This is a genomic window from Hugonella massiliensis, assembly GCA_001486445.1.
Taxonomy (GTDB): Bacteria; Actinomycetota; Coriobacteriia; order Coriobacteriales; family Eggerthellaceae; genus Hugonella; species Hugonella massiliensis.
Genome location: LN908986.1, coordinates 795,677 through 818,534, shown reverse-complemented (window position 1 = coordinate 818,534; position 22,858 = coordinate 795,677). Strand labels below are relative to the sequence as shown.

The 22,858-nt window shown below is 61.9% G+C and carries 19 protein-coding genes, 1 tRNA gene and 1 riboswitch; of the genes, 6 read left to right on the top strand and 14 right to left on the bottom strand.

The window, feature by feature from the left end:
- Positions 1 to 36: 36 nt before the first annotated feature.
- The 6 genes from BN3270_RS06085 to BN3270_RS06060 all read right to left on the bottom strand — a co-directional run bounded on the left by BN3270_RS06085 (position 37) and on the right by BN3270_RS06060 (position 6,185).
- Entirely contained in the window at positions 37 to 1,239 is a 1,203-nt protein-coding gene (locus BN3270_RS06085; protein ID WP_058986250.1) for a bifunctional 3,4-dihydroxy-2-butanone-4-phosphate synthase/GTP cyclohydrolase II, read from the bottom strand.
- Positions 1,240 to 1,279: 40 nt separating this feature from the next.
- A complete protein-coding gene (locus BN3270_RS06080; RefSeq protein ID WP_058986249.1) occupies positions 1,280 to 1,942 on the bottom strand; it encodes a riboflavin synthase in 663 nt (220 codons plus the stop codon).
- The gene (gene ribD, locus BN3270_RS06075; RefSeq protein ID WP_271711940.1) at positions 1,942 to 3,057 is read right to left on the bottom strand and encodes a bifunctional diaminohydroxyphosphoribosylaminopyrimidine deaminase/5-amino-6-(5-phosphoribosylamino)uracil reductase RibD; all 1,116 of its coding nucleotides are present in this window, start codon (positions 3,055 to 3,057) and stop codon (positions 1,942 to 1,944) included. Before ribD ends, BN3270_RS06080 begins: the two co-directional genes overlap by 1 nt.
- 100 nt (positions 3,058 to 3,157) lie before the next feature.
- Positions 3,158 to 3,275: riboswitch (FMN riboswitch) on the bottom strand.
- Positions 3,276 to 3,330: 55 nt separating this feature from the next.
- Positions 3,331 to 3,897: an LOG family protein gene (locus tag BN3270_RS06070; RefSeq protein WP_058986248.1), complete on the bottom strand. Its 567-nt coding sequence runs from the start codon at positions 3,895 to 3,897 to the stop codon at positions 3,331 to 3,333.
- Between the two features lie 12 nt (positions 3,898 to 3,909).
- Positions 3,910 to 4,704, bottom strand: coding sequence for a pyrroline-5-carboxylate reductase (proC, locus tag BN3270_RS06065; protein ID WP_058986247.1), 795 nt, complete (start codon positions 4,702 to 4,704; stop codon positions 3,910 to 3,912).
- A gap of 131 nt (positions 4,705 to 4,835) precedes the next feature.
- Positions 4,836 to 6,185 carry a radical SAM/SPASM domain-containing protein gene (locus BN3270_RS06060; protein ID WP_058986246.1) on the bottom strand — a complete coding sequence of 450 codons (1,350 nt, stop codon included), beginning with the start codon at positions 6,183 to 6,185 and terminating at the stop codon, positions 4,836 to 4,838.
- A gap of 291 nt (positions 6,186 to 6,476) precedes the next feature.
- Between BN3270_RS06060 and BN3270_RS06055 the strand changes: the two genes are divergently transcribed.
- From BN3270_RS06055 to BN3270_RS06045, 3 genes are read left to right on the top strand one after another with little or no spacing between them, the layout of a single operon-like run.
- Positions 6,477 to 7,265: a tRNA threonylcarbamoyladenosine dehydratase gene (locus BN3270_RS06055; RefSeq protein ID WP_058986245.1), complete on the top strand. Its 789-nt coding sequence runs from the start codon at positions 6,477 to 6,479 to the stop codon at positions 7,263 to 7,265.
- A gap of 2 nt (positions 7,266 to 7,267) precedes the next feature.
- Positions 7,268 to 9,322, top strand: coding sequence for a YgiQ family radical SAM protein (locus tag BN3270_RS06050; RefSeq protein ID WP_058986244.1), 2,055 nt, complete (start codon positions 7,268 to 7,270; stop codon positions 9,320 to 9,322).
- Positions 9,319 to 10,236, top strand: coding sequence for an alpha/beta hydrolase fold domain-containing protein (locus tag BN3270_RS06045; protein WP_058986243.1), 918 nt, complete (start codon positions 9,319 to 9,321; stop codon positions 10,234 to 10,236). Before BN3270_RS06050 ends, BN3270_RS06045 begins: the two co-directional genes overlap by 4 nt.
- Here the strand turns inward: BN3270_RS06045 and BN3270_RS06040 are convergent.
- Positions 10,220 to 11,152, bottom strand: coding sequence for an FAD:protein FMN transferase (locus BN3270_RS06040; protein WP_058986242.1), 933 nt, complete (start codon positions 11,150 to 11,152; stop codon positions 10,220 to 10,222). The genes BN3270_RS06045 and BN3270_RS06040 overlap by 17 nt on opposite strands.
- 134 nt (positions 11,153 to 11,286) lie before the next feature.
- On the opposite strand from BN3270_RS06040, the gene BN3270_RS06035 reads away from it, so the two are divergent.
- From BN3270_RS06035 to BN3270_RS06025, 3 genes are all read left to right on the top strand, one after another.
- On the top strand, positions 11,287 to 12,792 hold the full coding sequence (locus BN3270_RS06035) for a response regulator transcription factor (protein WP_058986241.1): 1,506 nt from the start codon (positions 11,287 to 11,289) through the stop codon (positions 12,790 to 12,792).
- A gap of 130 nt (positions 12,793 to 12,922) precedes the next feature.
- On the top strand, positions 12,923 to 13,945 hold the full coding sequence (locus BN3270_RS06030) for a TAT pathway signal sequence (RefSeq protein WP_058986240.1): 1,023 nt from the start codon (positions 12,923 to 12,925) through the stop codon (positions 13,943 to 13,945).
- Between the two features lie 118 nt (positions 13,946 to 14,063).
- Complete coding sequence (locus BN3270_RS06025; protein WP_058986239.1) at positions 14,064 to 14,612, top strand: ECF transporter S component; 549 nt, start codon at positions 14,064 to 14,066, stop codon at positions 14,610 to 14,612.
- 122 nt (positions 14,613 to 14,734) lie between these two features.
- Here BN3270_RS06025 and BN3270_RS06020 read toward each other — a convergent pair whose 3' ends face one another.
- From BN3270_RS06020 to ileS, 7 genes are all read right to left on the bottom strand, one after another.
- The gene (locus BN3270_RS06020; protein ID WP_058986238.1) at positions 14,735 to 15,139 is read right to left on the bottom strand and encodes a hypothetical protein; all 405 of its coding nucleotides are present in this window, start codon (positions 15,137 to 15,139) and stop codon (positions 14,735 to 14,737) included.
- A 590-nt stretch (positions 15,140 to 15,729) separates the two neighbouring features.
- Positions 15,730 to 15,806 (bottom strand) — tRNA-Pro (locus tag BN3270_RS06015).
- A 61-nt stretch (positions 15,807 to 15,867) separates the two neighbouring features.
- Complete coding sequence (gene coaBC, locus BN3270_RS06010) at positions 15,868 to 17,070, bottom strand: bifunctional phosphopantothenoylcysteine decarboxylase/phosphopantothenate--cysteine ligase CoaBC (protein WP_058986237.1); 1,203 nt, start codon at positions 17,068 to 17,070, stop codon at positions 15,868 to 15,870.
- Positions 17,071 to 17,073: 3 nt separating this feature from the next.
- Positions 17,074 to 18,216, bottom strand: a complete 1,143-nt coding sequence (gene hemH / locus BN3270_RS06005) for a ferrochelatase (protein WP_058986236.1) — start codon at positions 18,214 to 18,216, stop codon at positions 17,074 to 17,076.
- A gap of 24 nt (positions 18,217 to 18,240) precedes the next feature.
- On the bottom strand, positions 18,241 to 19,275 hold the full coding sequence (locus tag BN3270_RS06000) for an RluA family pseudouridine synthase (RefSeq protein WP_058986235.1): 1,035 nt from the start codon (positions 19,273 to 19,275) through the stop codon (positions 18,241 to 18,243).
- A gap of 3 nt (positions 19,276 to 19,278) precedes the next feature.
- Positions 19,279 to 19,803: a signal peptidase II gene (lspA, locus tag BN3270_RS05995; RefSeq protein ID WP_271711939.1), complete on the bottom strand. Its 525-nt coding sequence runs from the start codon at positions 19,801 to 19,803 to the stop codon at positions 19,279 to 19,281.
- 1 nt (position 19,804) lies between these two features.
- The gene (gene ileS, locus BN3270_RS05990) at positions 19,805 to 22,666 is read right to left on the bottom strand and encodes an isoleucine--tRNA ligase (protein ID WP_058986234.1); all 2,862 of its coding nucleotides are present in this window, start codon (positions 22,664 to 22,666) and stop codon (positions 19,805 to 19,807) included.
- Positions 22,667 to 22,858: the final 192 nt, after the last annotated feature.

Here is a 22,858-nt window from a genome sequence, read left to right as displayed (position 1 = left end):
TTTCGTTCGCAGTGGTCGTTTCGTGGACGGATATCCTTATTTCACATGGAGGGCGTGGCCCATCTTTTCCTGCTTGGTAAGCAGGTAATCATGGTCGACGGCGTTGGCTGGAATCTCGATGGGGACGCGGGCGGTGATTTCCATACCGAATCCTTCGAGCTGATAGATCTTGTCGGGGTTGTTGGTAAGCAGACGCATGGTCTTCACGCCCAAATCGCGGAGGATCTGAGCACCGATGAAGTACTCGCGCTCGTCTTCTTTGAAGCCCAGGGCAAGGTTGGCTTCGACCGTGTCCATGCCCTGCTGCTGGAGCTCGTAAGCCTTGAGCTTGTTGATGAGCCCGATGCCACGGCCTTCCTGACGCATATAGAGGAGGATGCCGCGGCCTTCGGCTTCGATCTGTCGCATGGCCGTGTGAAGCTGGTCGCCGCAATCGCAGCGCATGCTGCCGAAGACGTCGCCCGTAAGGCACTCGCTGTGCACGCGCACGAGCACGTCTTCCCCATCGCCGATTTCGCCTTTGACAAGGGCCACATGATGCTCGCCGTTGAGCTTGTTGACGTAGACATAGGCACGGAATTTGCCGTATTTGGTGGGCAGCAGGGGGCTTGCCTCACAGGTGACAAGCTTGTCATGGATCTTACGGTAATCCTGCAGCTTTTTGATCGTCGTGACCGCAAGCCCCAACTCGTCGGCCAATTGCAAGAGCTCGGTCGTGCGCATCATCGTACCGTCATCGCGCATGATCTCGCAGCAAAGCCCCACTTCCTTCAGGCCCGCCAGTCGGCAGAGGTCGACGGTGGCTTCGGTGTGGCCGTTGCGCTCGAGCACGCCATTGTCACGAGCGAGCAGGGGAAACATGTGGCCGGGGCGGCGGAAGTCGAGTGCCGTCGCATCGTCGGCCACCGTGCGCATGGCTGTCATCGACCGCTCTTCGGCCGAAATGCCCGTCGTGGTGTCAATGGCGTCGATCGATACCGTGAAGGCCGTCTCATGGTTGTCGGTGTTGTTGGCCACCATTTGAGGCAGCTGGAGCTTATGGACGTATTCCTTGGACATGGGCATGCAGATGAGCCCCTTGGCGCGGCTCGCCATGAGATTGACGTTTTCCGTCGTGGCGAACTGGGCGGCGCAAATGAAGTCGCCTTCGTTCTCGCGATCGGGGTCGTCGATGACCATGACCACATGGCCGGCCTTCATCTCTTCGAGGACCTGGGGAATCTCAGCAATAGTCGTCATTGTCTCTCCTTATGAGCGGGGTCCCAGCGGGACCGGCTTCCTAGAATCCGTTCGCAGCCAGCAAGGCTGCGGTGATGCCAGCAGGGGCGGGCGCGGGCTCTTGCGCGTCGGGCGCGCCCAGGCGCATGAGCTTGTCGACGTAGCGACCGATGATGTCAGTCTCAAGATTGACGGTGTCGCCCGTTTTGCGATCGCCCAAAGTAGTAATCGCGTTGGTGTGGGGAATGGTCGACACCGCGAAATCCTTCTGCGACACGCGCGCCACCGTAAGCGAGATGCCGTCGATGGCGATTGAACCCTTCTCAACGATATAGCGCAGGACATCGGGCGTGGTGGCAATGGTGAACCAGACGGCGTTGTCGTCGCGCTTGATCGATGAAATCGTACCGGTGCCGTCGATATGGCCCGACACGATGTGGCCGCCGAAACGCCCGTTGGCAGCCATGGCCCGCTCGAGGTTGACGCGGCTGCCTGGCGCAAGCGACCCCAGTCCGCTACGATCGAGCGTTTCGTGCATGACGTCGGCCTTAAAGGAGCCCCGACCGAAATCGGTTACCGTCAGGCAGACGCCGTTGGTGCAGATGCTATCGCCCACATGGGCGTCGGAAAGCACCGTGGAACAGGCGATTTCGAGCACGGCCGAATGAGCCCCGCGGCGCAGGGACCGAACGGTGCCGATCTCTTCTACGATTCCAGTGAACATCAGTTATCGCCGCCTTCGGCACCGCGATCGGCATAGGCGCGCAGCATGACATCGGAGCCCAGCTGCACGATGAAGGGGGCACCGAAACGGTAAGCTTGGCCTGGGTCGCTCACGCCCTGACCGGCAACCGGTCCCTTAGCACCCTCTCCGCCGAAAATCTTCGGAGCGATATAGGCGTTGACCTCGTCGACGAAACCGCCTTCCAAAAAGCTTGCCGCCAGCGTGGCCCCGCCTTCAACGATCATGCTATCGATGCCCTTGGCACCCAGATAGTCAAGCAGCGCGTCGATGTCGACGCGCCCATCGGCGCCCGGGAGGCGGGCGACTTCGACGCCGGCCGCCACGAAGGGGGCCCGTGCCTCCTCGCTCGCCTCGCAGGTGGCGATGAGGGTGCGCACGTCGGCCGCCGTGCGCACAAGCGTCGAGTCGAGCGACGTGGACAAATGCGAATCGACGATGACGCGCAAGGGGTTGGTGCCGCCTTCGATACGACAGGTCAGACGAGGGTCGTCGGCACGCACCGTTCCCACCCCCACGCAGACCGCGCTGTAGCGGTTGCGGTCCTGATGGACGCGGAACCGGGCCTCTTCACCCGTGATCCATTTGCTCGCGCCCGTACGCGTGGCAATCTTCCCATCGAGGGTCATGGCGTATTTCAAGATCACGTAGGGGCGCTTATGGGTGATGAAATGGAAGAAGGGCCGGTTGACGTCATCGCAGGCCTGCTTGCACACGCCCGTCACCACCTCGATGCCGGCCTCGCGCAGCAATTGCACGCCCTTGCCCGCGACGAGCGGGTTGGGATCCATCGACCCAACGACGACGCGGCCGATCTTCTTTTCGATGATGATATCGGTGCAGGGGGGCGTTTTCCCCCAATGGCAGCAAGGCTCGAGCGTGACGTAGAGGGTGGCGCCGGTGGTATCGTCCGTGCAGTGGGCGAACGCGTTGCGCTCGGCATGCAAACCGCCGAAACGCTCGTGCCAGCCCTCCCCGATCACACGACCGTTGTTGGCCACGATCACCGCACCCACCGCCGGGTTGGGCGCTACATGGCCGAAGCCCCGCTTAGCCAGCTGCAGCGCATGCAACATGAATTCTTCGTCCGTCGACACAGCTGCTCCTTTCCCAGACCAGGGCGAGCGCAGTGCGCCTCAAAAGAAAGCCCCGTATTCGCGCACGCGAACACGGGGCAAAGCAGGGCAGTTGCGCCCTGCTCAACTTCTTCCATCCAGACTATACTGTCGGCTTCGGGATTGCACCGAATCGGCCTGTTGCCAGGTTCGCGGGCTGTACCGCCGGTGAGGAATTGCGCCTCGCCCTGAAGTTTTGTGCTGCTGACACCTTACGCATACCGGGTGCCGCTGTCAAACGGGCCTAGAGGGCGCTTAAAGGCGGTGGATACCCGAAACACATTCCTCCAAATAGCGAATTGCCTCAGACGAATCCGCAGCTAGAGGGGCAGAAGCGAGTTCAACAGCCCCCATGAAGCCATCATCGACCATGCGTTGGTGCAATAGGGCGAGTGAATCGTAAAAGCCGTTCACATTGAGAAGAACTATAGGTTTCCCGGTCGTGCTGATCTTCCCTTGGGCAAGGACGTTGTAGTACTCGTCAAGGGTGCCGAAGGACCCGGGCAGGGCGACGAAGGCATCGGAAAGATCCTCCATCATCGCCTTGCGCGCGGCCAGGTCGGCCACTTCGATCTCTTGGTCGCAGGGAAAGACCTGGGCGCTGCGCATCTTGAAGTAATCGACCGAAGCGGGCACGACGCCGAATACCTGACCGCCCGCTTCGTGCGCGCCATGGGCCACGGCCCCCATAAGCCCCTGGTCGAAACCGCCGAAGACAAGGGCATGACCCGCCCGCCCAATAGCCTGGCCCAGGTCGCGGGCAGCTTCTAAATAGGCAGGCGCCGCAGCAGACGAAGAACCGCAGTAGACGCAAATCCTCATCGCGGGCCCTCCCTAGAGCGCCTGGGTCTTGGCTACGGCCGCGCGAATCGCGTTGATGACCCCCGCACGCATCCCGGCCTCTTCAAGGACCTGCACGCCCTCGATCGTCGTGCCGCCGGGACTGCAGACCATGTCTTTGAGCTCGGCCGGATGGACGCCTGAATCGAGAACCATCTTGGCGCTGCCAAGCACGGCTTGGGCGGCGACGCGGTAGGCTGCATCGCGCCGCATGCCTTCGGCAACCGCGGCATCGGCCAGAGCCTCGATGAACATGAACACATAAGCTGGGCTCGACCCCGCGAGCGCGCCGACCACATCGACCATGCGCTCGGACATCCGCTCGGCCGAACCGACGCTCGCGAAAATGCGGAAGACGGCGTCGACGTCTTCATCAGAGGCGTTTTCGTTGGGGCAGATCGCCGTGAAGCCCTCCCCCACAAGAGCCGGAGTGTTGGGCATCGTGCGGACGAGCCGCACCTCCTTGCCGAAAGCATCTTCGAGCCAGTGGATGTCTTTGCCTGCGGCAATCGACACGACGAGCTTCTCGTCGAAGGGTTCGTCGCAGATCTCGTCGATCACGTCGGCAAGGACGCCAGGCTTGACGGCCAACACGACCACATCGCTCTCGCGCACGACCTCGACGTTACGCGGGGTGGTGCGGACGCGCAAGTCGCGTGCGACCGAATCCCTTGTCTCCTGGGTGGGAGCGCTGGCGACGATGTCGCCCGGTGCCGCCATGCCGCTCTTCACGATGCCGCCGATGATGGCGCGCGCCATGTTGCCCGCGCCGATGAAACCAATTCGCATGCAATCTCTCCTTTATCGGGTTCCCCCATTGTAGCAACGCGCGCCAGGAGGGTGCGCGTTGCTCCCAGCATCGGTTACGCATACGAAAAAGGGAGCCGCTTCGAGCGACTCCCTTTTCTCTTACCAACGATTTAACGGGTGAAGATCATGTGATGCGGATGCTTCTTCCAGATCTCGTCGGCCGTATCGGACCAATCTGCGGCGTACTGTTCGGCGCGCGCCTGGAGCTCTTCGGCCGTTTCGTCGGCCTCGAGGTTGGTCGACTTGGCGCCCGTTTTGTTCACCATTTCGGTGAGCTTGCCTGGGTTCTCGAGCAGCGGGCAGGGCTTGAGCATGTTCTCGTTGAAGGGCTGGCCGTCATGGTAGGCCATGAAAAGGGGCCCGCGCAGGCAGTCAAGAAGACTGTAGTCATGGATGTTGCGGTCGCTGAAGTGGATGAAGACGCAGGGATCGCAGTCGCCGTTCGCGTTGATGTGGAAGTAGCGGCGGCCACCCGCGATACAACCCTGCACGTATTCGCCGTCGTTCTGGAAGTCCATAACGAAGAGGTCCTTGTGATGGCGATAGTAGCGGATGCGCTTGTACATTTCCTTGCGCTGTTCGGGCGTGGGAAGGAGTTCCAAATCAGCATCGGATCCCACCGGGAAGTAGTGGAAGTACCAGGCGAACATGGCGCCGTTCTTCACGAGCATATCCATGAAAGCGTCGTCGGAGATGCGCTCCATGTTCTGACGGGTATAGCAGCAGCTCGTACCGAAGGGCAGACGATGGTCGCGCATCAGCTTCATCGCGCGCTGCACGGAATCGTAGACGCCGTCGCCGCGGCGGGCGTCAGTGGTCTCCTCGTTGCCTTCGATCGAGATGGCGGGCATGAAGTTCTTCACGCGAAGCAGGTCCTGGCAGAACTCCTCGTCGATCAGGGTGCCGTTGGTGAAGCAGAGGAAGACGCAGTCGCTGTGCTTCTCGCAGAGGCGGATGATGTCCTTCTTGCGCACCAAGGGCTCGCCGCCCGTATAGATGTACATGTAGACGCCGAGCTCTTTGCCCTGGGTGATGATCGAGTCGATGTCTTCGAAGGACAGGTTCATACGGTTGCCGTAGTCGGCCGCCCAGCAGCCCTTGCAATGCAGGTTGCAGGCGCTCGTGGGGTCGAGCAGGATGGCCCAGGGGATATTGCAGCCGTACTTCTCGCGGCATTCCTGCTGACGCTGCCAACCGGTCATGCTCGCATTGAGCAGGAAGTTGGAGACAAACGTTTCGATAACGCCCGGGTCGAACTCTTCCAGGGCTTTCTTGATCATGTGATAGCCGTTGGAATTGGGGTCGTCGATGACATCATGGAAGACCTTGCGCTGCGAGGGCATTTCGCCATGGGAAATAGCATCGAAGCCCTTGAGCAGCATAGGGAGGGCCTTATCGGGATTCGTACGGAGGAGCTTGATCCCCGTACGGATGCCGAAATCAGCAACTTTGTTTGCCATAGTACATCCTCTTTGTTCGTGCCGTATGGATACGCGTTCTCAATAACTCTTGGGAGTGTAATGGCGGGCGGCCCCCCGTTCAAGTCGATGAACAGGGAATACACGCACATTTGGACAAATGTGATAGATGTGGTGCATTTTTGCCGCCCTTTGCAAGAAGCGTTTGACTGCTGGACCCAGGGACCTTGCCTTAGATGGTCATGCTGCGCAGTCCTGGCGCAACCTCTTGGTTGCAGCCCGCGCGCGCCCCTATACTGATGCGAGACTTCCCCCTTCAAACGAAAGATAGCTATGGCACTTTCCCAATTTTCCCGCACCCAACTGCTTTTAGGCGCCGCCGCTATGGATGCGCTCGCCGACGCGCGGGTCGCCGTGTTCGGCGTGGGTGGCGTGGGCGGATACGCTGCCGAAGGCCTGGCCCGCAGCGGCGTGGGCGCCATCGACCTCGTGGACGACGACGTCGTTTGCCTTACCAACATCAACCGGCAGATAGTGGCCACCACCGAAACGATCGGCCAGTATAAGGCCGACGTCATGGCGGCACGAATCCGCGCGATCAACCCCCATTGCGACGTACGCGTGCACAAATGCTTTTACCTGCCGCAAACCGCCGACCAGTTCGACTTCGCCGATTACGACTACGTCGTCGATGCGGTCGACACCGTCACGGCCAAACTGGCCCTCATCGAGCGCGCGCACGAAACGGGCACGCCGATCATCTCGAGCATGGGAGCGGGCAACAAGCTCGACCCCACCGCATTCGAAGTGGCCGACATTTCAAAGACGAGCGTGTGTCCCTTGGCCAAGATCGTCCGCAAAGAGCTGCGCAAACGCGGCATCCACCACGTGAAAGTGGTCTATTCCAAAGAGCGCCCCCTTCGCCCGGCCAACGACATCACGATCAGCTGCCGCTATCACTGCGTCTGCCCGCCTGAAGCCCAGCGTCACTGCACCGACAAGCGCGACATCCCCGGCTCGAGCCCCTTCGTCCCGCCGGTAGTGGGAATGATCTGCGCCTCCGAAGTCGTGCGGGACCTGGTGACGCCCGTAATCGACCCCGACCAAGACGGGGACGCGTAGCCATGTCGCACAAGAAACACACCCCCGCACCCGCGCCCGACCGGTCGGCCTTCCTGCCCGTCACGCGGGCCGATGCGCGCGCACGGGGCTGGGACACGGTCGACTTCGTCTTCGTGTCGGGGGATGCCTACGTCGACCACCCCTCGTTCGGCATGGCCCTACTCACCCGCCTGCTCGAAGCCCATGGGTATTCGGTGGGCATCATCGCCCAACCTGATTGGCAGGACCCTGCCTCCATCGACGTCTTCGGCCGCCCCCGCCTCGCCTTCCTCGTCTCGGCGGGCGCAATGGATTCGATGGTCAACCACTACACGGTGGCCAAGCACCACCGCCATTACGATTACTATTCACCCGGCGGCGAGATGGGCCTGAGGCCCGACCATGCCGCCGTCGTCTACGGCAACCTCATCCGCCGCACCTACAAGGACGTACCGATCGTCTTGGGAGGCATCGAGGCGAGCCTGCGCCGCCTGGCCCACTACGACTACTGGTCGGACAAGATGAAGCGGTCGATCCTGCTCGATTCGGGGGCCGACATCGTCAGCTACGGCATGGGCGAGAAATCGCTCATCGCGATTGCCGAAGCGCTCGACGCCGGCCTTTCCGTGCACGACCTCACTTTCATTCCGGGCACCGTCTACCGGTGCCGGTCGATCGACCACTGCGACCGCCCGGTCCTGCTGCCCAGCTGGGACGACCTGCAATCGGACAAGCTCAACTACGCACGCAGCTTCGGGGTGCAGTATCGCAACCTCGACCCCTTTTCGGCCCGCACGCTCATCGAGGCCTACCCCCACGACGTCTACGTGGTGCAGAACCCGCCGAGCAAGCCCCTTTCCACACCCGAATTCGACGCCCTCTACCGACTCCCCTACGCCCGGACCTGGCATCCCGATTACGACGAGGCCGGCGGCATCCCGGCGCTCGCCGAAGTGAAGTTCAGCCTCACGAGCAACCGCGGGTGCTTGGGCGACTGCGCCTTCTGCTCGCTCAACTTCCACCAGGGCCGGATCATCCAAGCGCGCAGCCGCGAGAGCATCGTGGAGGAAGCGCGTCTCATGACGCAGGAGCCCGACTTCAAGGGCTACCTCCACGACGTGGGCGGTCCCACCGCCAACTTCCGCGTCTCCGCCTGCGCCAAACAGGCCAAGCACGGGGCCTGCCCCACCAAACGCTGCCTGTCGCCTACGCCCTGCAACAAGCTCACCGTCACCCACGAGGACTACGTGAAGCTCCTGCGCGAACTGCGTGCCCTGCCGGGCGTGAAGAAGGTCTTCATCCGCAGCGGCATCCGCTTCGACTACGTCCTGCTCGACGACGACCCCACCTTCTTCCACGAACTCGTGAAGTACCACGTGAGCGGCCAGTTGCGCCTGGCCCCCGAACACGTCTCCGACACGGTCCTCAAGGTGATGGGCAAACCGAGCAACGCCGTCTACGAGAAGTTCGTGAGCACCTTCAACGCCTACACCAAGGAAATCGGCAAGGAGCAGTACGTCCTGCCCTACCTCATGTCCTCCCACCCCGGCTCGACGATGAAGGAAGCGGTAGAATTGGCCGAATTCTGCCGCGACCTGGGTTTCAATCCCGAACAAGTGTCCGACTTCTACCCCACGCCCTCGACGATTTCCACCTGCATCTACTACACGGGCGTCGACCCGCGCACGATGGAGGACGTCTACTGCCCCCGCAGCCCGCACGAAAAGGCCATGCAGCGGGCCCTCATCCAGTACCGCAACCCCAAGAACCGCGCCCTCGTCCGCGAGGCGCTCGTGGCCGCCCATCGCGAGGACCTCATCGGCTTCGGCCCCAAATGCCTGGTGAAGCCCGAAAAGGAAGGCGAAGGAAACCGGCGGCGCACGGGCACAGGCGACAAGGGCGCCGACCAGCGGAAACGGCGCCGTGCGGGGCGAACCGGCCATTCAAAGCGCAGCTCGTCGGACGAACCGCATTCAAAAGGCACCGGCAGAACGGACTCACGCCCCAAGAACGCCCAAAAGACCCATGACGCCCACCGAAAGAAGACCGACCACGCCTCGAGAAGGAGCGGGCGATGAGCGGGCGCGCACGGGCCTTCGATGTTGCCGTCCGCTTCGTGAACGACCATGCGCACGACCTGGTGAAACGAACCCTCGAAGCCTACGCAGCCAACCCGGGCACCGACCTGCGCCTGCCGCGTGCCGCCAAGAAAGCCGCGACCGTTGAGGAAGGAACCCTGCGCGACGTCCCCTTCCTCGCCTTCATGCCCAAAGGGAAAGCCCGAACGACGATCGTCTACGCCCCGGGAGGAGGCGGCACCCTCGAGCCCCTCTCCTTCCAGCTGACTTTCGCCGCCCGTCTTTCGGCGGCAGCCCAGGCGCGCGTGGTCGTGGGCCGCTACCCCAAGGGGCCGCAGGCAAACGCTATAGACGCGATTAACTGGGTCGAGCGCCTCTACATCGACGCCTACGTGAAGCAGGGCAAAGAGGACACCTTTCTGATGGGCGACGGCATCGGAGCCAACCTTTGCCTAGCCATTTCCGCCCAAACCGACGCCAAGCCCACGGGACTCATCTGCGTATCCCCCGACACGGGCCTCGCCGAGGGCGACCAGCGCGCCAGCCTTGAAGCGTGCGCGCACGACGACCAGCTCGTCGCTTCCACCTTTCCCCTCACGATGAGGGAAGCCTTCTTCGGCCCCCTCTCATTTGCGAGCGCGCTCGTGAACCCGCGCAGCATTACTTTCGACCACCACTTCCCGCCCACGCTCATGCTCTACGGCGGCAAGGAAATGTACCGCGCCCAGGACAAGGCGCTGATAGAGACCATGCACGCTTCCGACGTGCACGTGGAAAGCCATCGCTACGACGACCTGCCCCATTGCGGCGCACTCATGACCGCCTTCCCGGAGCACCGCGATGCGATTGCTCGCATGGCCACCTTCGTAGAGAGCCGCCTGGACGCAGAAGGGGACGCTACTGGCCGGCGGTAAGGCGGAAGGGGATTTGTTCGCCCACGCCGGGGGTGGCAAGAACCTGCCCCCGGTCATCGACCAAGACCACCTCGAGCTCGGGATGCTCGAGGGAAAAGGAGAGAGCGCGATCGACTCCCATCAGGATGAGCGTCGTGGAATAGCCATCGCCGTCGAGCGAGGTGTCGGAAATCACCGTCGCGCTCACCACGTCGGTCTGGGCCGGGAAACCGGTCCGCGGGTCGAGGATATGGTGGTAGGAACGGCCCCCGCGCTCGAAGGCGCGTTCGTAGATGCCGCTCGTCACGACCGACCCCGACGTCATGCCCACGACAGCGAAGGACTGCATAAGAGGCATGTCGCGGGAAGCGAGCGGTTGGCGCAATCCCACCTGCCAGGGGCTCCCGTCAGGGCGCCCGCCCCGCACGGCCACGTTGCCGCCCAGGTTCACGATGGCGTGCTCGACACCCTGGGCACCGAGCACGTCGAGCACGCGATCGGCGATGTAGCCTTTAGCGATACCGCCCAGCTCGAGGCAGGCAGAGGGATCGTCGAGCTGCACGCTTGCCTGGCCCACGCGCACGCCGCGCCAATCGACATGGCAGAGCGCCTTGCGCACGTCGGACTCGTCGGGCACGCGCCCGCGCTTGAAATCCCACAGGCGCGTGACCGCCCCCATCGTGATGTCGAACAGTCCGCCTGAAGCCGCGCAGTAGTCCAGGGCCGTGCCTATGAAGGAGGCCAATTCGGGGTCGACGTCAACGGCGCGTCCCTTGGCATGGTTGACCCGGTAGAGCTCCCCCTCTTCGTCGAAGCGGGAGAAGAGTTTCTCGTACCGCTTAGAGGCCTTGGTCACCGCCGCCATCGTCTTATCGGTGAGCACGGGGGCCGTGACGGTGTTGACCGTATCGAACAAGAAGAATTCACGTGTTTCCATTGCTTCCGTCCCTTTCCGACGAGGTTGTGTGAGGGACCGCCCCGCACCGGATGCTCGCTGCATGCAAACTGTTACTATACGGTACGCCACGCTCGAGGCAACGGACCCCTCGAACAAACTCCTAGGAGGCTCCTATGGATTCACACAGACCGCACGCACGCGCACTGCCCTTCGGAGCCTTCGATACGGCAGCCCTCTACGCCTTTGCCGCCACCGCCCCGCTTACCCCGCCCGTATTGGCCACCTGGGAGCGCATCGTCGGCATCGGCTCCGACGACCCCGGCATCCTCGATTCGTCAGCACCCTATCTGCATGCCTTCTGCCTTTCGGTTATGTTCATCGCCCTGGGCTACCTCTTCGTCTGCCTGCTGAAAACCGAATACGCGCGCATCAATCGGCCGCTGCTCATGGGCGCTGCCCTCAGCTACGGTTGCGGCATTGCCCTTCTCTGCGCCTGGAGTGCAGGAGCGCTTTCAGGCTTTGCGGGAGAAACGGCCGCCGGCCTTCTCACCGGATTCGGAACCGCCATCATGGCCCTTGCCTGGTTCACCCTCCTTCGTGTGAGCGCCTTCCGCAAAGCCCTGGTGACCACCATCGGTCTCTGCATCGGCATCGGACTCGCCACTGTCTGTCTCACGCTCCTCGATCCGACGGTTGCGCGCATCGTTCTGGCAGGGGCAAGCGCGCTGGCGATAGCCGGCTGCCTGCACGCATCGATTCAAAAGGGGCCTGCCATCGAACGCGACCGCAAGCAGGACAGCAATTGGTGGGACGTCTTCGGGCATATGGACGCTTCGCTCATCGATGGAAATACGCTGAAATCCCCCCTGTCGCGCATCCTCTTTTTCATCGTCGCCCCACTCGCCATGTTGCTCTTGTTCGACGCTGTCTGCGGAGTGAAACCGGGCGTGCGTACGAATGCCGACGCGGGCGCCGCCGCCTGCGCGTTCCTCGGCCTTGTCGCCTTGATTCCCCTGGCCCTCTTCAAGAGCGACCGGGCCCTGTTCACGTTCGCCTATCGTTTCTTCATGCCCGTCGTTGCATTCGCCGCGCTTACGATGGGAGCCTTCGCCGACCCTTCGGTCAGTCGCGCCTGGATCGTAAACGGCGCGGTCGCCTATTGCGAGGTCTACGCCGTGCTCATCGGCACCATACTCGTTGTGCCGGCGGGCCGTATGCAATCGCTCGCGCTTCCAAGCGGTAGCCTCGTGCTCGTCATGCTCTGCCTCACCGACATGCTCGTCAACGCTCCCCTCCACATCGACAACGCCGCGCAGTCCCTCTACCCGAGCGTCGTCGTCCTCATGGTGGGCACCGTGGTTCTCTTCGCCGTGGTCCCCGGGCAGCGTCTCTGGCGCCAAGTCCTTGCCGGCATCGATTCCGTCAAGGCAGCCAACCCGCCCTCGGACTTCTACGAACAACGTTGCAAGGCCATCGCAGAATCCTATCGACTCACCCCACGAGAAACCGAGGTGCTCGCCCTGCTCGGACGCGGAAGGACGGCAGCGCGCGTCGCGCAAGAGCTCGTCGTCGCGGAGTCGACGATCCGCACCCACCGCAAGAACATCTACCAAAAGATGGGCATTTCTTCGCGCGAGGAGCTCATGGATCTCATCGAAGGCGCTGAACTGGGTAAATAGCCCTTCTTCCCCCTTTTCGTCGATGTCTTGAGAACCGCGGTAACCAACGAATTCCACCCCAGCGACGATTGGCACGGCACTCAACGTCCCCCACGATGGAGTCGCTGGAACGAGAGGGAAAGGATTCAGCATGAACAAGGCATTCAGTCGTCGCGACTTCATCAAGGGAAGCATCGTCGTTGCCGTAGGCGCCATGAGCGCCGGCGCGCTTTCGGCATGCGCCGGACAGGGGGGCTCTGCGAGCAGCGCAAGCTCGAAATCGGGCGGCACCGTCACGCTGCGCCGCGGATACGGGGTCTCCCATGGGGACAAATGCTTCGGCCAAGCCGTCGTCGCTACCGCCGAGGACGGAACCATCCTGGCGGTGAGCATCGACGACTACCAGTTCCTCGACGCCACGACCGCGGGCATCAGCCCCGTTCCCAACGCCGACAAAGAATTCGGCCAGGGCTTCGCTGCGGGTAAGACGCTCATTTCCAAATCTGATAACGACGAGGTCTATTCGGCGATGCTCAAAGAAAAGGGGAAAGCCACCCAGAACTGGCTGACCTCCATCCAAGCGATCGAAGCCTATTGCGTAGGCAAGACCCCCGACAAGATCCAAAGCGCCGGCACCGATGCCGTCTCGGGCGCCACGCTCGTCGACACGAACGGCTATCTCAAACTCGTCGCCCAGGTAGCCGCCGACGATTCAATCGCCGTTAAGGGCACCTACGAAGGCGATGGGTCCGATTTGAAGATGGGCCGCGTCAACGCCGTCTGCCATGGGACCAAGACCTTCGGCGACGCCGTTTCGCTCGTGCAGGGATCCAAGCTCGTGGCCACGAACATCGACGAGTTCCAGTTCTTCGACGCCACGACTCAGGGCCTCACCGCCGTGCCCAATTCCGACAAGGGCTTCGGCCAAGGCTACGCAGAAGGCAAAGTGCTCGCGTCCAAGGCAATCAACAACACGGTCTACTCTGAGCTAATGAAGGAAAAGGCCCAAGCCACGACTCCCTGGCTCGATTCCATTACCGCGATTGAAAACGCCTTGGCGGGCAAGGACGTAAGTGAGGTCAAGCTGTCGGGCCCCGATGCCGTGTCGGGCGCTACGCTTGTCGACACCGCAGCCTATGCCAAGGCGGCGGCGACGGCCGCTCAGGCAGCGTAAGGGGACCGAACACACAAATTTGCCCGCACAAGAGCAACAGGTACCGACCTCTCGCATGAAGAGATGCGAGAGGTCGGTTATATTCGGAAAGACCGTTGGAGGGAAAGGGGCATACGACATGAACGAGCTGCTGCCGCACGGCTGGAGCGATCGATCGGCCAAGCAGGTGGTGGCTATCGTCATCCTCGTGCTCATGACCATGACGCTCAGCTTCATCGAGTTTCCCGTCGCGCCCCAGGCCCATTGGCTCAAGTACGACCCATCGGGCATCGTCCCCCTCCTGGTCACCTTGCTCTACGGGCCCGCCGTGGGAGTGGGGGTAGCCGTGCTCGCCTGGGTGCCCCACCTGATCGCCTCACCCATCGGGTCGCTCATGAACATCTGCTCGACGACGATTCTCCTGCTCGTCATGAGCGCCGTCTACCGCCGCAGGCCGTCCTTGTCCCGGGCGATTCTTGGTGCGGCCCTCGGCGTGGCCGCCGTTGTTGCCATAATGTCTTGTCTCAACATGGCCATTACCCCGCTCGTAGTGCATGATGTGACCTATCAAGACGTCACATCACTGGTGCCCGCAGCAGTAGCCCCCTTCAACCTGGCCAAGGCAACCGTCAACGCAGCGATCACGCTGGCCGCCTATCGCCCGCTCGGACGCCTGCTCGAGAGCTAGGTTGCATTGCTAACTAGCGATGAGAATCTGATAGCTTAATTCAAGGGTTACAACTCCATACCATCACTTGTTTGCATTTCCATACTTGACTGGGGGTCAAGGGGTCGCAGGTTCAAATCCTGTCAACCCGACCAGTTCAAGAACGCCTCGGCGCATCCCATTCCTTTGATGCAAATATCGGACAACCCCGCTAGGAGGCACGTCCGCTTCGTTAGGCTGCTCGGTGCAGCGCGCCGGGCCGTGGGATTCCTAGCGACGAGAATCAAGTTCGCCTCATCCACGATCAAGTCGTTAGCGTAGACGTTCTTATTCTTTACTACGATAAGGGCGTTGTCGCGCGCGCCTGCGAAACCATGTCCTTGCTCGAAGCACGCAAGATGCCGGGGCACGTTCATTGTCTCTTCGTAGTGTACGCTCTGGTTGCTGCCGCTGCCGGCGGCCAAGTTTTCCAGATCGGCAAAACCAGGGTACACCACGTTTGCCCACTTCATTGCCTTGAAGTTTTCGGTGGCACCCACCAGCCCCAACCGTGTGCCCATTATCGATAAAAAGCATTACGAAAGCGTGCCTACGAGATGCACGTCTCACAATATGAGCGCGGCGCCTCGACGCTCAGCCGCCTCGTGACAGTCTCGCCCCAGCGCCTTCGTTGCGGTGGACGGAATCGCAAGGAATGCGGTCGATTTCGGCGTCTGCAGGCTGAAATCGCGAGGAATGCGGTAGTCAACGGAAGGCGCTTCATGACTCGGTTTCGCGCGCAAGTCCCTGACCTGGTCTTTCGCACACGCTGATATCACCTATAAGCTCGGCAATCGAGAGTCGGGACAAACAGAGACCACATTTCTGTCCATCTTAACCAGCGACCTTCAAAAACAACTACATTCCTGCCCATCCTGGCCAACCTACGGACGATAAGCCCCAGAGCTGGAACACATGACGAGGGCTAGACGCAGCGCCCGTCGTGCACGCGAGAACCGAGAAGGTAGGCAGCAAGCACATTCACCCATAGTTGACTCACCCTACCTCGATGAAGCAATCAATTGGTCTGAAATATGGAACATTCGCATACAGGCAAAGAAAAAAGACCGTCGCAAAAAGACGGCCTTTCAAATTCGAATGGTCGGGTTGACAGGATTTGAACCTGCGACCCCTTGACCCCCAGTCAAGTGCGCTACCAAACTGCGCCACAACCCGATCCAATTGTTTGTTGCTCTCTCAAGCAACGAAAAATATATTACCAAACCCCGGGAAGAAATCAACCCATCAATTCAATTGTTTTATCCAAAATCACATGGGCAAGTTCGGGCTTGAGCATATAAGGCACGTGCTCCTCGCCATCGGGCGTCACCATCCAGATCTCGTTGCCTTCGGTACCGAAGGCAAGTCCCCGCCCCACATGGTTGGCGATAATCATATCGGCATGCTTGGCCAAGAGCTTCTTGCGGGCATTGGCGATGACGTCGTTCGTTTCGGCCGCAAAGCCCACGACCACCTGGCCCTCCTGTTTATGCGCGCCCATCTCGGCCAGGATATCGGGATTCTGGGCCAACTCGATCGTCTGAAGGGCCGCGTCGTCGATGCCCTTCTTCAGCTTGTGGTCGGCTTCGCCCTTGGGCCGCAGGTCGGCCACCGCGGCCGCGAAAATGCCGATGTCACACGCAGGAAAAGCCTCGGCCACCGCATCGCGCATCTCGCGGGCCGTGCGCACGGGAATCACGTGCACGCCTTCGGGCGCTTCCACCGCCACCGGACCGGAAACGATCGTCACGTCGGCCCCGCGTTCGTGAGCCGCCTTGGCCAGCGCGTAGCCGGTCTTGCCGCTGCTGAAGTTGGTGATGTAGCGCACCGGGTCGATGGGCTCAATCGTAGGCCCGGCCGTAATCAGCACGCTCGTGGACCGCATGTCGCCGGTCAGCCCCAGCTCGAGCAGGGTCTGACGTACGATTTCGTCGACGTCGGCAAGACGGCCCTTCCCGATATCGCCGCAAGCGAGGTAGCCCGCATCCGCTTCGATGATCTTGGCCCCGTGCAGGGCGAGCAGCCCCATGTTGCGCTGGTTGGCCGGGCTTTCGTACATGTGCACGTTAGCCGCCGGGCACACCACGAGGGGCGCCGTGCAGGCGCAGGCCGTCGTGGTGAGCAGGTCGTCGCAGATGCCGTTGGCGATCTTGGCAATCACATTGACCGTGGCCGGCGCGATGAGGAACAAATCGGCCTCTTCGGCCAGACTGATATGGTGGATGGGATCCGATGGGGCATCGTCGAACATGCCCACGGCCACCTCTTCGTGAGTGAGCGCGCGGAAGGTGAGCGGGGTGACGAACTTGGTGGCGTTCTCGGTCATCACGACCTTCACGCGCACGCCCGCCTTCTGAAGGCCGCGTACGATCTCGCACGACTTATATGCGGCGATACCACCGGTCACGCCAAGCAGTACCGTTTTCTTATCGCTGTGCATGGTCTACCCTTCCGACTCGACGCCCGGCACATGCGCGAGCGCCCGATCTAACACATCTTTTATGATACGCGCATGCTCTTCGGTGGGCCCGAGGGATTGCACGCCCACGAACCGCCCACCAATGGAATAGGACCCGATGTGCACCCCGCGTCCCAAGAGCTTTTCGACCTGCATGAGCCGTTCGGCATCGGCCGCCGCCTGATCGTCGCCTTCTGCAGCGATGCGGTCGATATCGTCGGCCGGGACGCCGAATTCAACGAGCGCCATGAAATCGCGCACGACGTCGTCGATGGTTTCCAAACAGTCGATGGCAAAACCCGGACACGCCAGAATTACGCGCCCGTCGAAGGTTCCGCGCCACTCGTCGAGGATGGTACGCGTGAGCGGACTTACCCAATCGCTTTCCTTGGGCCCGAACACACTCTGATAGCCTACCGTGATCGCGTCGCGGTCGACGCCGAGCTCGCAAGCCACCAAGCCCGCGCTCTCCTCGACCTGCGACCGGTAGGTATCCCCCGCCCGTTCGTCCTTCAAGGGAATCGCGTGGAAGGACAGCAGAAGCCGATCCCCCGCCGCCGGATCATAGCCCGTTGCGCGAATAGAATCGGCTATGGCTTTCACGTAGAGGGGATTAGTCCCGTACTGCTCGACAATGCGCACGTCGGGCAGCCAATCCATAGCTTTCAGCGCCTCTTTGAAGGACCGAATCACAGCCTTGGTGGGCGCAAAGGCGCTCTGCGGGTACAGGGGAAGCAACACGATCCGCTCGCAGCCGCGGAAACGCAGCTCTTCGAGGACATCGAGAAGAGCCGGCTGGCCGTAGCTCATACCGCTGCGCACAAGGACTTCGTCAGTATCGGGGTGGGCCCGATGCTGCAGAGAATACAGTCGCTGCACGATATCGACGAGCCGTTGCATGTCGGCGATAAGAGGCGACCCGTCCTTGCGCCAAATGCGGCTGTACCGTTCAGCGGAAGCGAAACGACGTTTGGGAAGGATCACGTGGTTGACGAGCAGCTTCCACGGCCTTTCGGGCAACTGCCGAATGTAGGGGTCGGTGAGAAATTGGCGCAGGTAGGCTTCGACATCCTCGGGCTCGGGTGACGAGGGGGATCCCGTGTTGGCCAGAATCACGCCGGTCTTCATGTCCGTGCAGCTCCTTTCCTTACGCTAGAACTGAAGGTCGTCCGTTTGATGTGGGGCGCTCGCAAGCGCACCCAAGATGCGCCCGCCCGCCTGGGTGCGCCCCATGCTGCGACCCTCAAGCGAGGCCATGACCTGAGCCAAATCGGGCGGAAAGCCATCGAGCAAGCTGATAGGATCACCGGTGAGCGGATGGGTCACGTGAAGGGAATACGAATGCAGGAATTGGCGGGTCAAGCCCAGCTGGGCCGCATCGCTCCCCCACGCGTAGAGGGGATCGCCCACGCAGCAGTGGCCGATATATTCCATATGGACGCGGATCTGATGGGTGCGCCCCGTATAGAGCTTGCATTCGAGCAAGGTGTAACCGTTGTCTTTAGGGCCGGCCTCGAAACGCTCGAGCACCGTGAAGGTGGTAAGGGCGTTGCGGGCACTCGGCCGATAGGATATGCGCATGCGCAGGCGGTCGGCGCCCTCACGGCCGATAGGCTCGTCGATCTGGCCCGTGTCGTAAGCGATGTTGCCGTGCACGAGCGTGAGATACCGCCGATCGACGTCGTGGTCGCGAATGAGCTGTTGCAAGATTTCGCCCGCCGCATCCGTCTTAGCGCACATCATGAGACCGCTCGTATCCATGTCGAGCCGGTGGACGATGCCTGGACGGTCGTCGCCCTGCACGTGGGCCAAATTGTCACGCCCGTAGCGGTAAAGCAAGGCGTTCACCAAGGTCCCCGCCGGATGGCCCGGCGCCGGGTGCACGCAGAGCCCCGCCTGTTTGGAAATGACGAGCATGTCGTCGTCTTCGTAGCGCACATCGAGCGGAATGGGCTCGGCGAGCAAGGCGATGTGCTCTTCTTCGGGAAGGTCCTCGTAGATGATCACGTCGCCCGCAGCGATTTTCGTCTTCTTGGTAGCGGGCTCGCCGTTGACGAGCACCTTGCCCGCGTCGATCTGCTTGGTCGCGGCGCTACGCGAAGGGTAGCACGCGCGAGCGGCGAGCAGGGCGTCAAGGCGCATGCCGGCGTCAGCCACGCCGGCAAAAAGGGATCGGGACGCAGCCATTAGCTAGTCACCGTCCGATTGCGCTGCGCCGCTGTCGCCCGGGCGGGTAATCAGGGCGATAACGAGCAGGGCGATGCCGCAGGTCACGCCGATGTCGGCCACGTTGAAAACGGGAAAATCGACAAAGGTGCAGTTGAAGAAATCGACGACATAGCCATAGGCGAACCTATCCCAGGCGTTGCCTAGGCCCCCGGCCACGATGAGGGCGATCGAAATCGTCTCGAGCCAGGTAGCCTGGTCGCGCAGATAGGCGAAGAGGAAAACGGCGAGACCCGCGCATACCACGAGGCTGAAAACGCCCAAGGGCACCGTCGACCCGCCGAAGACGCCCCAGGCGCCGCCCGTATTGTGGACGAGGGTGAAGTCGAAGAGTCCAAGCACATTGCGCGCAAGGGTGGTCCCCACCGATACCGTGTCCATGGCCAGCTTCGAGGCGCGATCGATTGCAATCCATGCAACAAGGACGGCGGCGAACGCAAGGGCTCGCCGCCGCATTGAAGCAGACGTTGGAGAAGGGTTCTGCTGCACGCTACTCCTCTGCCGCGAACCCGATCGCGTCGAGGGCGTCGCCGCAGCGCTCACAGACGTCGGGATGGTGGGCATTGCCGCCGAGGGCCCGATGGTTCCAGCAGCGCGGGCACCGGTCGAGCTCGGTCTTCTTCACGTCGACCGCGTACTCGTCGCCCTCGGCCACCGTGAAGGTGGCGTCGGCAACGATGAAGAACTCGCGATAGAAATCGGCATCGAACGAGTTGAGAGCCTCGAGGGCAGCCGCAGGAGCGGCGACTGCGACTTCGGCTTCCTGGCTCTTGCCGATCGTGCCGGCCGTGCGCGCTTCCTCGAGCGCCTTGGTCACGGCTTCGCGGGCTTCGAGCACCACGTCGAAGCGGGCAGCGATGCTCTCGGCGTCGGCCGGCAGAGCGGGCACGAAGGCGTCTTTGGTAGGCCAGCCCGCCAGCTGCACGGAGATCTCGCGACCTTCGCGATTGCGCATGGCTTCGGGATAGTGCTGCCACACCTCTTCGGTCGTGAAGGTGAGGATAGGCACCATCACGCGCACGAGCACTTCGAGGATGTTGAAAAGCACCGTCTGGGCGCTGCGACGGGCATGGCTGTCGGGCGCTTCGGAATAGAGGCGGTCTTTGAGCTCGTCCATGTACACGGCCGAAAGGTCGCCGACCACATAGTCGTACACCGCGCGATAGACGCGATGGAAGAGGTAGGCATCGTAGTTCTCGTCGATCTCGTCGAGCAGGCGGGCCAGGCGCACAAGAGCCCACTGGTCGGCGGGCAGCAAGTCGTTGAAGTCGCGCACGGCGTCGGTGCGGTCGTCGAAGTCGGACAGATTGCCCAAGATGAATCGATAGGTGTTGCGGAAGCGACGATAGGCGTCCGATGTGCGGTTCAAGATGTTCTCGCCCACCGACACGTCGACCGAATAGTCGCAGGACGCAACCCACAGGCGCAGGACGTCGGCGCCGTACTTGTTGCAGACCTCGTTGGGGTCGATGCCGTTGCCCTTGGACTTCGACATCTTCTCGCCGTTTTCGTCGACCGTGAAGCCGCAGCAGAGGACGCTCTTGTAGGGAGCAGCGCCGAAGGTGCCGATACCGCAGAGCAGCGAGCTCTGGAACCAACCGCGATGCTGGTCGGACCCCTCCAGGTACATATCGGCCGGCCAGGTGAGACGATCGGCTTCCATGCGGTGGCGCAGGACGCCGATGTTCGACACGCCCGACTCCCACCAGACGTCGAGGATGTCCTTTTCGGGCAGGATGTCGTCGCCATGAGCACCGCATTTGGGGCAGCAGGTGTCGGCCGGCAGGTAGTCGCTCGGCTTCTTGGTGAACCAGGCGTCGGCCCCTTCCTTGTTGAAGAGGTCGATAACGGCATCGAAGGTCGCTTCGGTCGCAATGATTTCGCCGCACTTGGCGCACTTGAAGACGGGGATGGGCACGCCCCAGTTGCGCTGGCGGGAAATGCACCAGTCCGGGCGCTCTTCAACCATGGCGCCGATACGGTTCTGGCCCCAATCGGGGATCCAGCGCACCTTGTTATGGATGGCATCGAGCGCCTTGTCGCGCAGGCCCGTCTTGTCCATCGACACGAACCACTGGTCGGTCGCGCGGAAGATGACCGGCTGATGGCAGCGCCAGCAGTGGGGGTAGCTGTGATGGATGTCGACGTGGGCCACGAGCATGCCGCGCTCGTCGAGCCACTTGATGATGTGGGGGTTGGCCTCGTCGGTGTCCATTCCCGCGAAATAGGGCACGTAGTCGAAGAACTTGCCGTCGTCGTCGACCGGCATAATCATCTTGATGCCGAACTTCTGCCCCACCTTGTAGTCGTCGACGCCGTGGCCGGGAGCCGTATGCACGGCGCCCGTGCCGGAATCGAGCGTGACGTGGTCGCCGTAGATGAAGCGACCTTCCACCTCGTGCATGATCGGCGTTTCGTAGGTGAGATCGGAAAGCTCTGCGCCCTTCATGGTAAGGGGCTCGCCGTCGACCGACACCACCTCGTAGTCGTCCCAGCCGGCGACCTCGGCCACGTTTTCAACGAGTTCTTGCGCGAAGAGCAGGTAGCGGCCGTTCACCTTGACGAAGACGTAGTCGAAATCGGGGCCCAGGCAGACGCAGGCGTTGGCGGGCAGGGTCCAGGGGGTCGTCGTCCAGATGAGGACGTAGGCGTCGTCGAGCACAACGCCCGCGTCGGCGAAAGCAGCCGGGATCTTGTTGAGCTTGAACGTCACGTAGATGGAAGGCGAGACCTCGTCGCCGTATTCGATTTCGGCTTCGGCAAGCGCGGTGTGGCAGTGCTTGCACCAGTGGATGGGCTTGTGGCCGCGATAGACCGCCCCGTCGAGGTACATCTGCTTGAACGCTTCGACGTTGGCCGATTCGTAGCTGTGCTGGAAGGTGAGATAGGGATGGTCCCAATCGGCGTTGACGCCCAGGCGCTTGAAGCCGTTGCGCTGGATATCGACGAACTTTTCGGCCCACTCGCGGCACATCTTGCGGATGGTCGCCTGAGGGAGTTCGTTCATCTTTTCGGTGCCGATCTTCTTTTCGACCTCATGCTCGATCGGCTGGCCGTGGCAGTCCCACCCCGGGATGTAGGGGGTGTAGTAGCCGCGCTGGGCGTGGACCTTGATGACCATGTCCTTCAGGGTCTTGTTGAACGCATGGCCGATATGGATCGGGCCGTTGGCGTAGGGAGGGCCGTCGTGCAGGACGAAGGGGGTGTGGTCCCGGTTCTTGTCGAGCACCTTATGGTAAATGTCGATGTCGTCCCACCACTCGAGTCGCTTGGGCTCGTTCTGCGCGAGGTTGGCGCGCATCGAGAAGTCGGTCTTGGGGAGATTCATCGATTTCTTGTAAGCGTTTGCCACTGTCTTACCTTCCACATCCGGGTGACGCCCTATGCGCCTGCGCTACAACCGTCGTGTTTTCACGCCCGACCACGGCTCCGCGCCGCAGCCTACCCGCAAGACAAAGTTGTATTCTATCGCACTTTAGCGCGCTCACCAGCAGAAGGCGGGTCGTGCGCAAGACATGTGGAGAAGGTGTGGCAAGATGCCGCC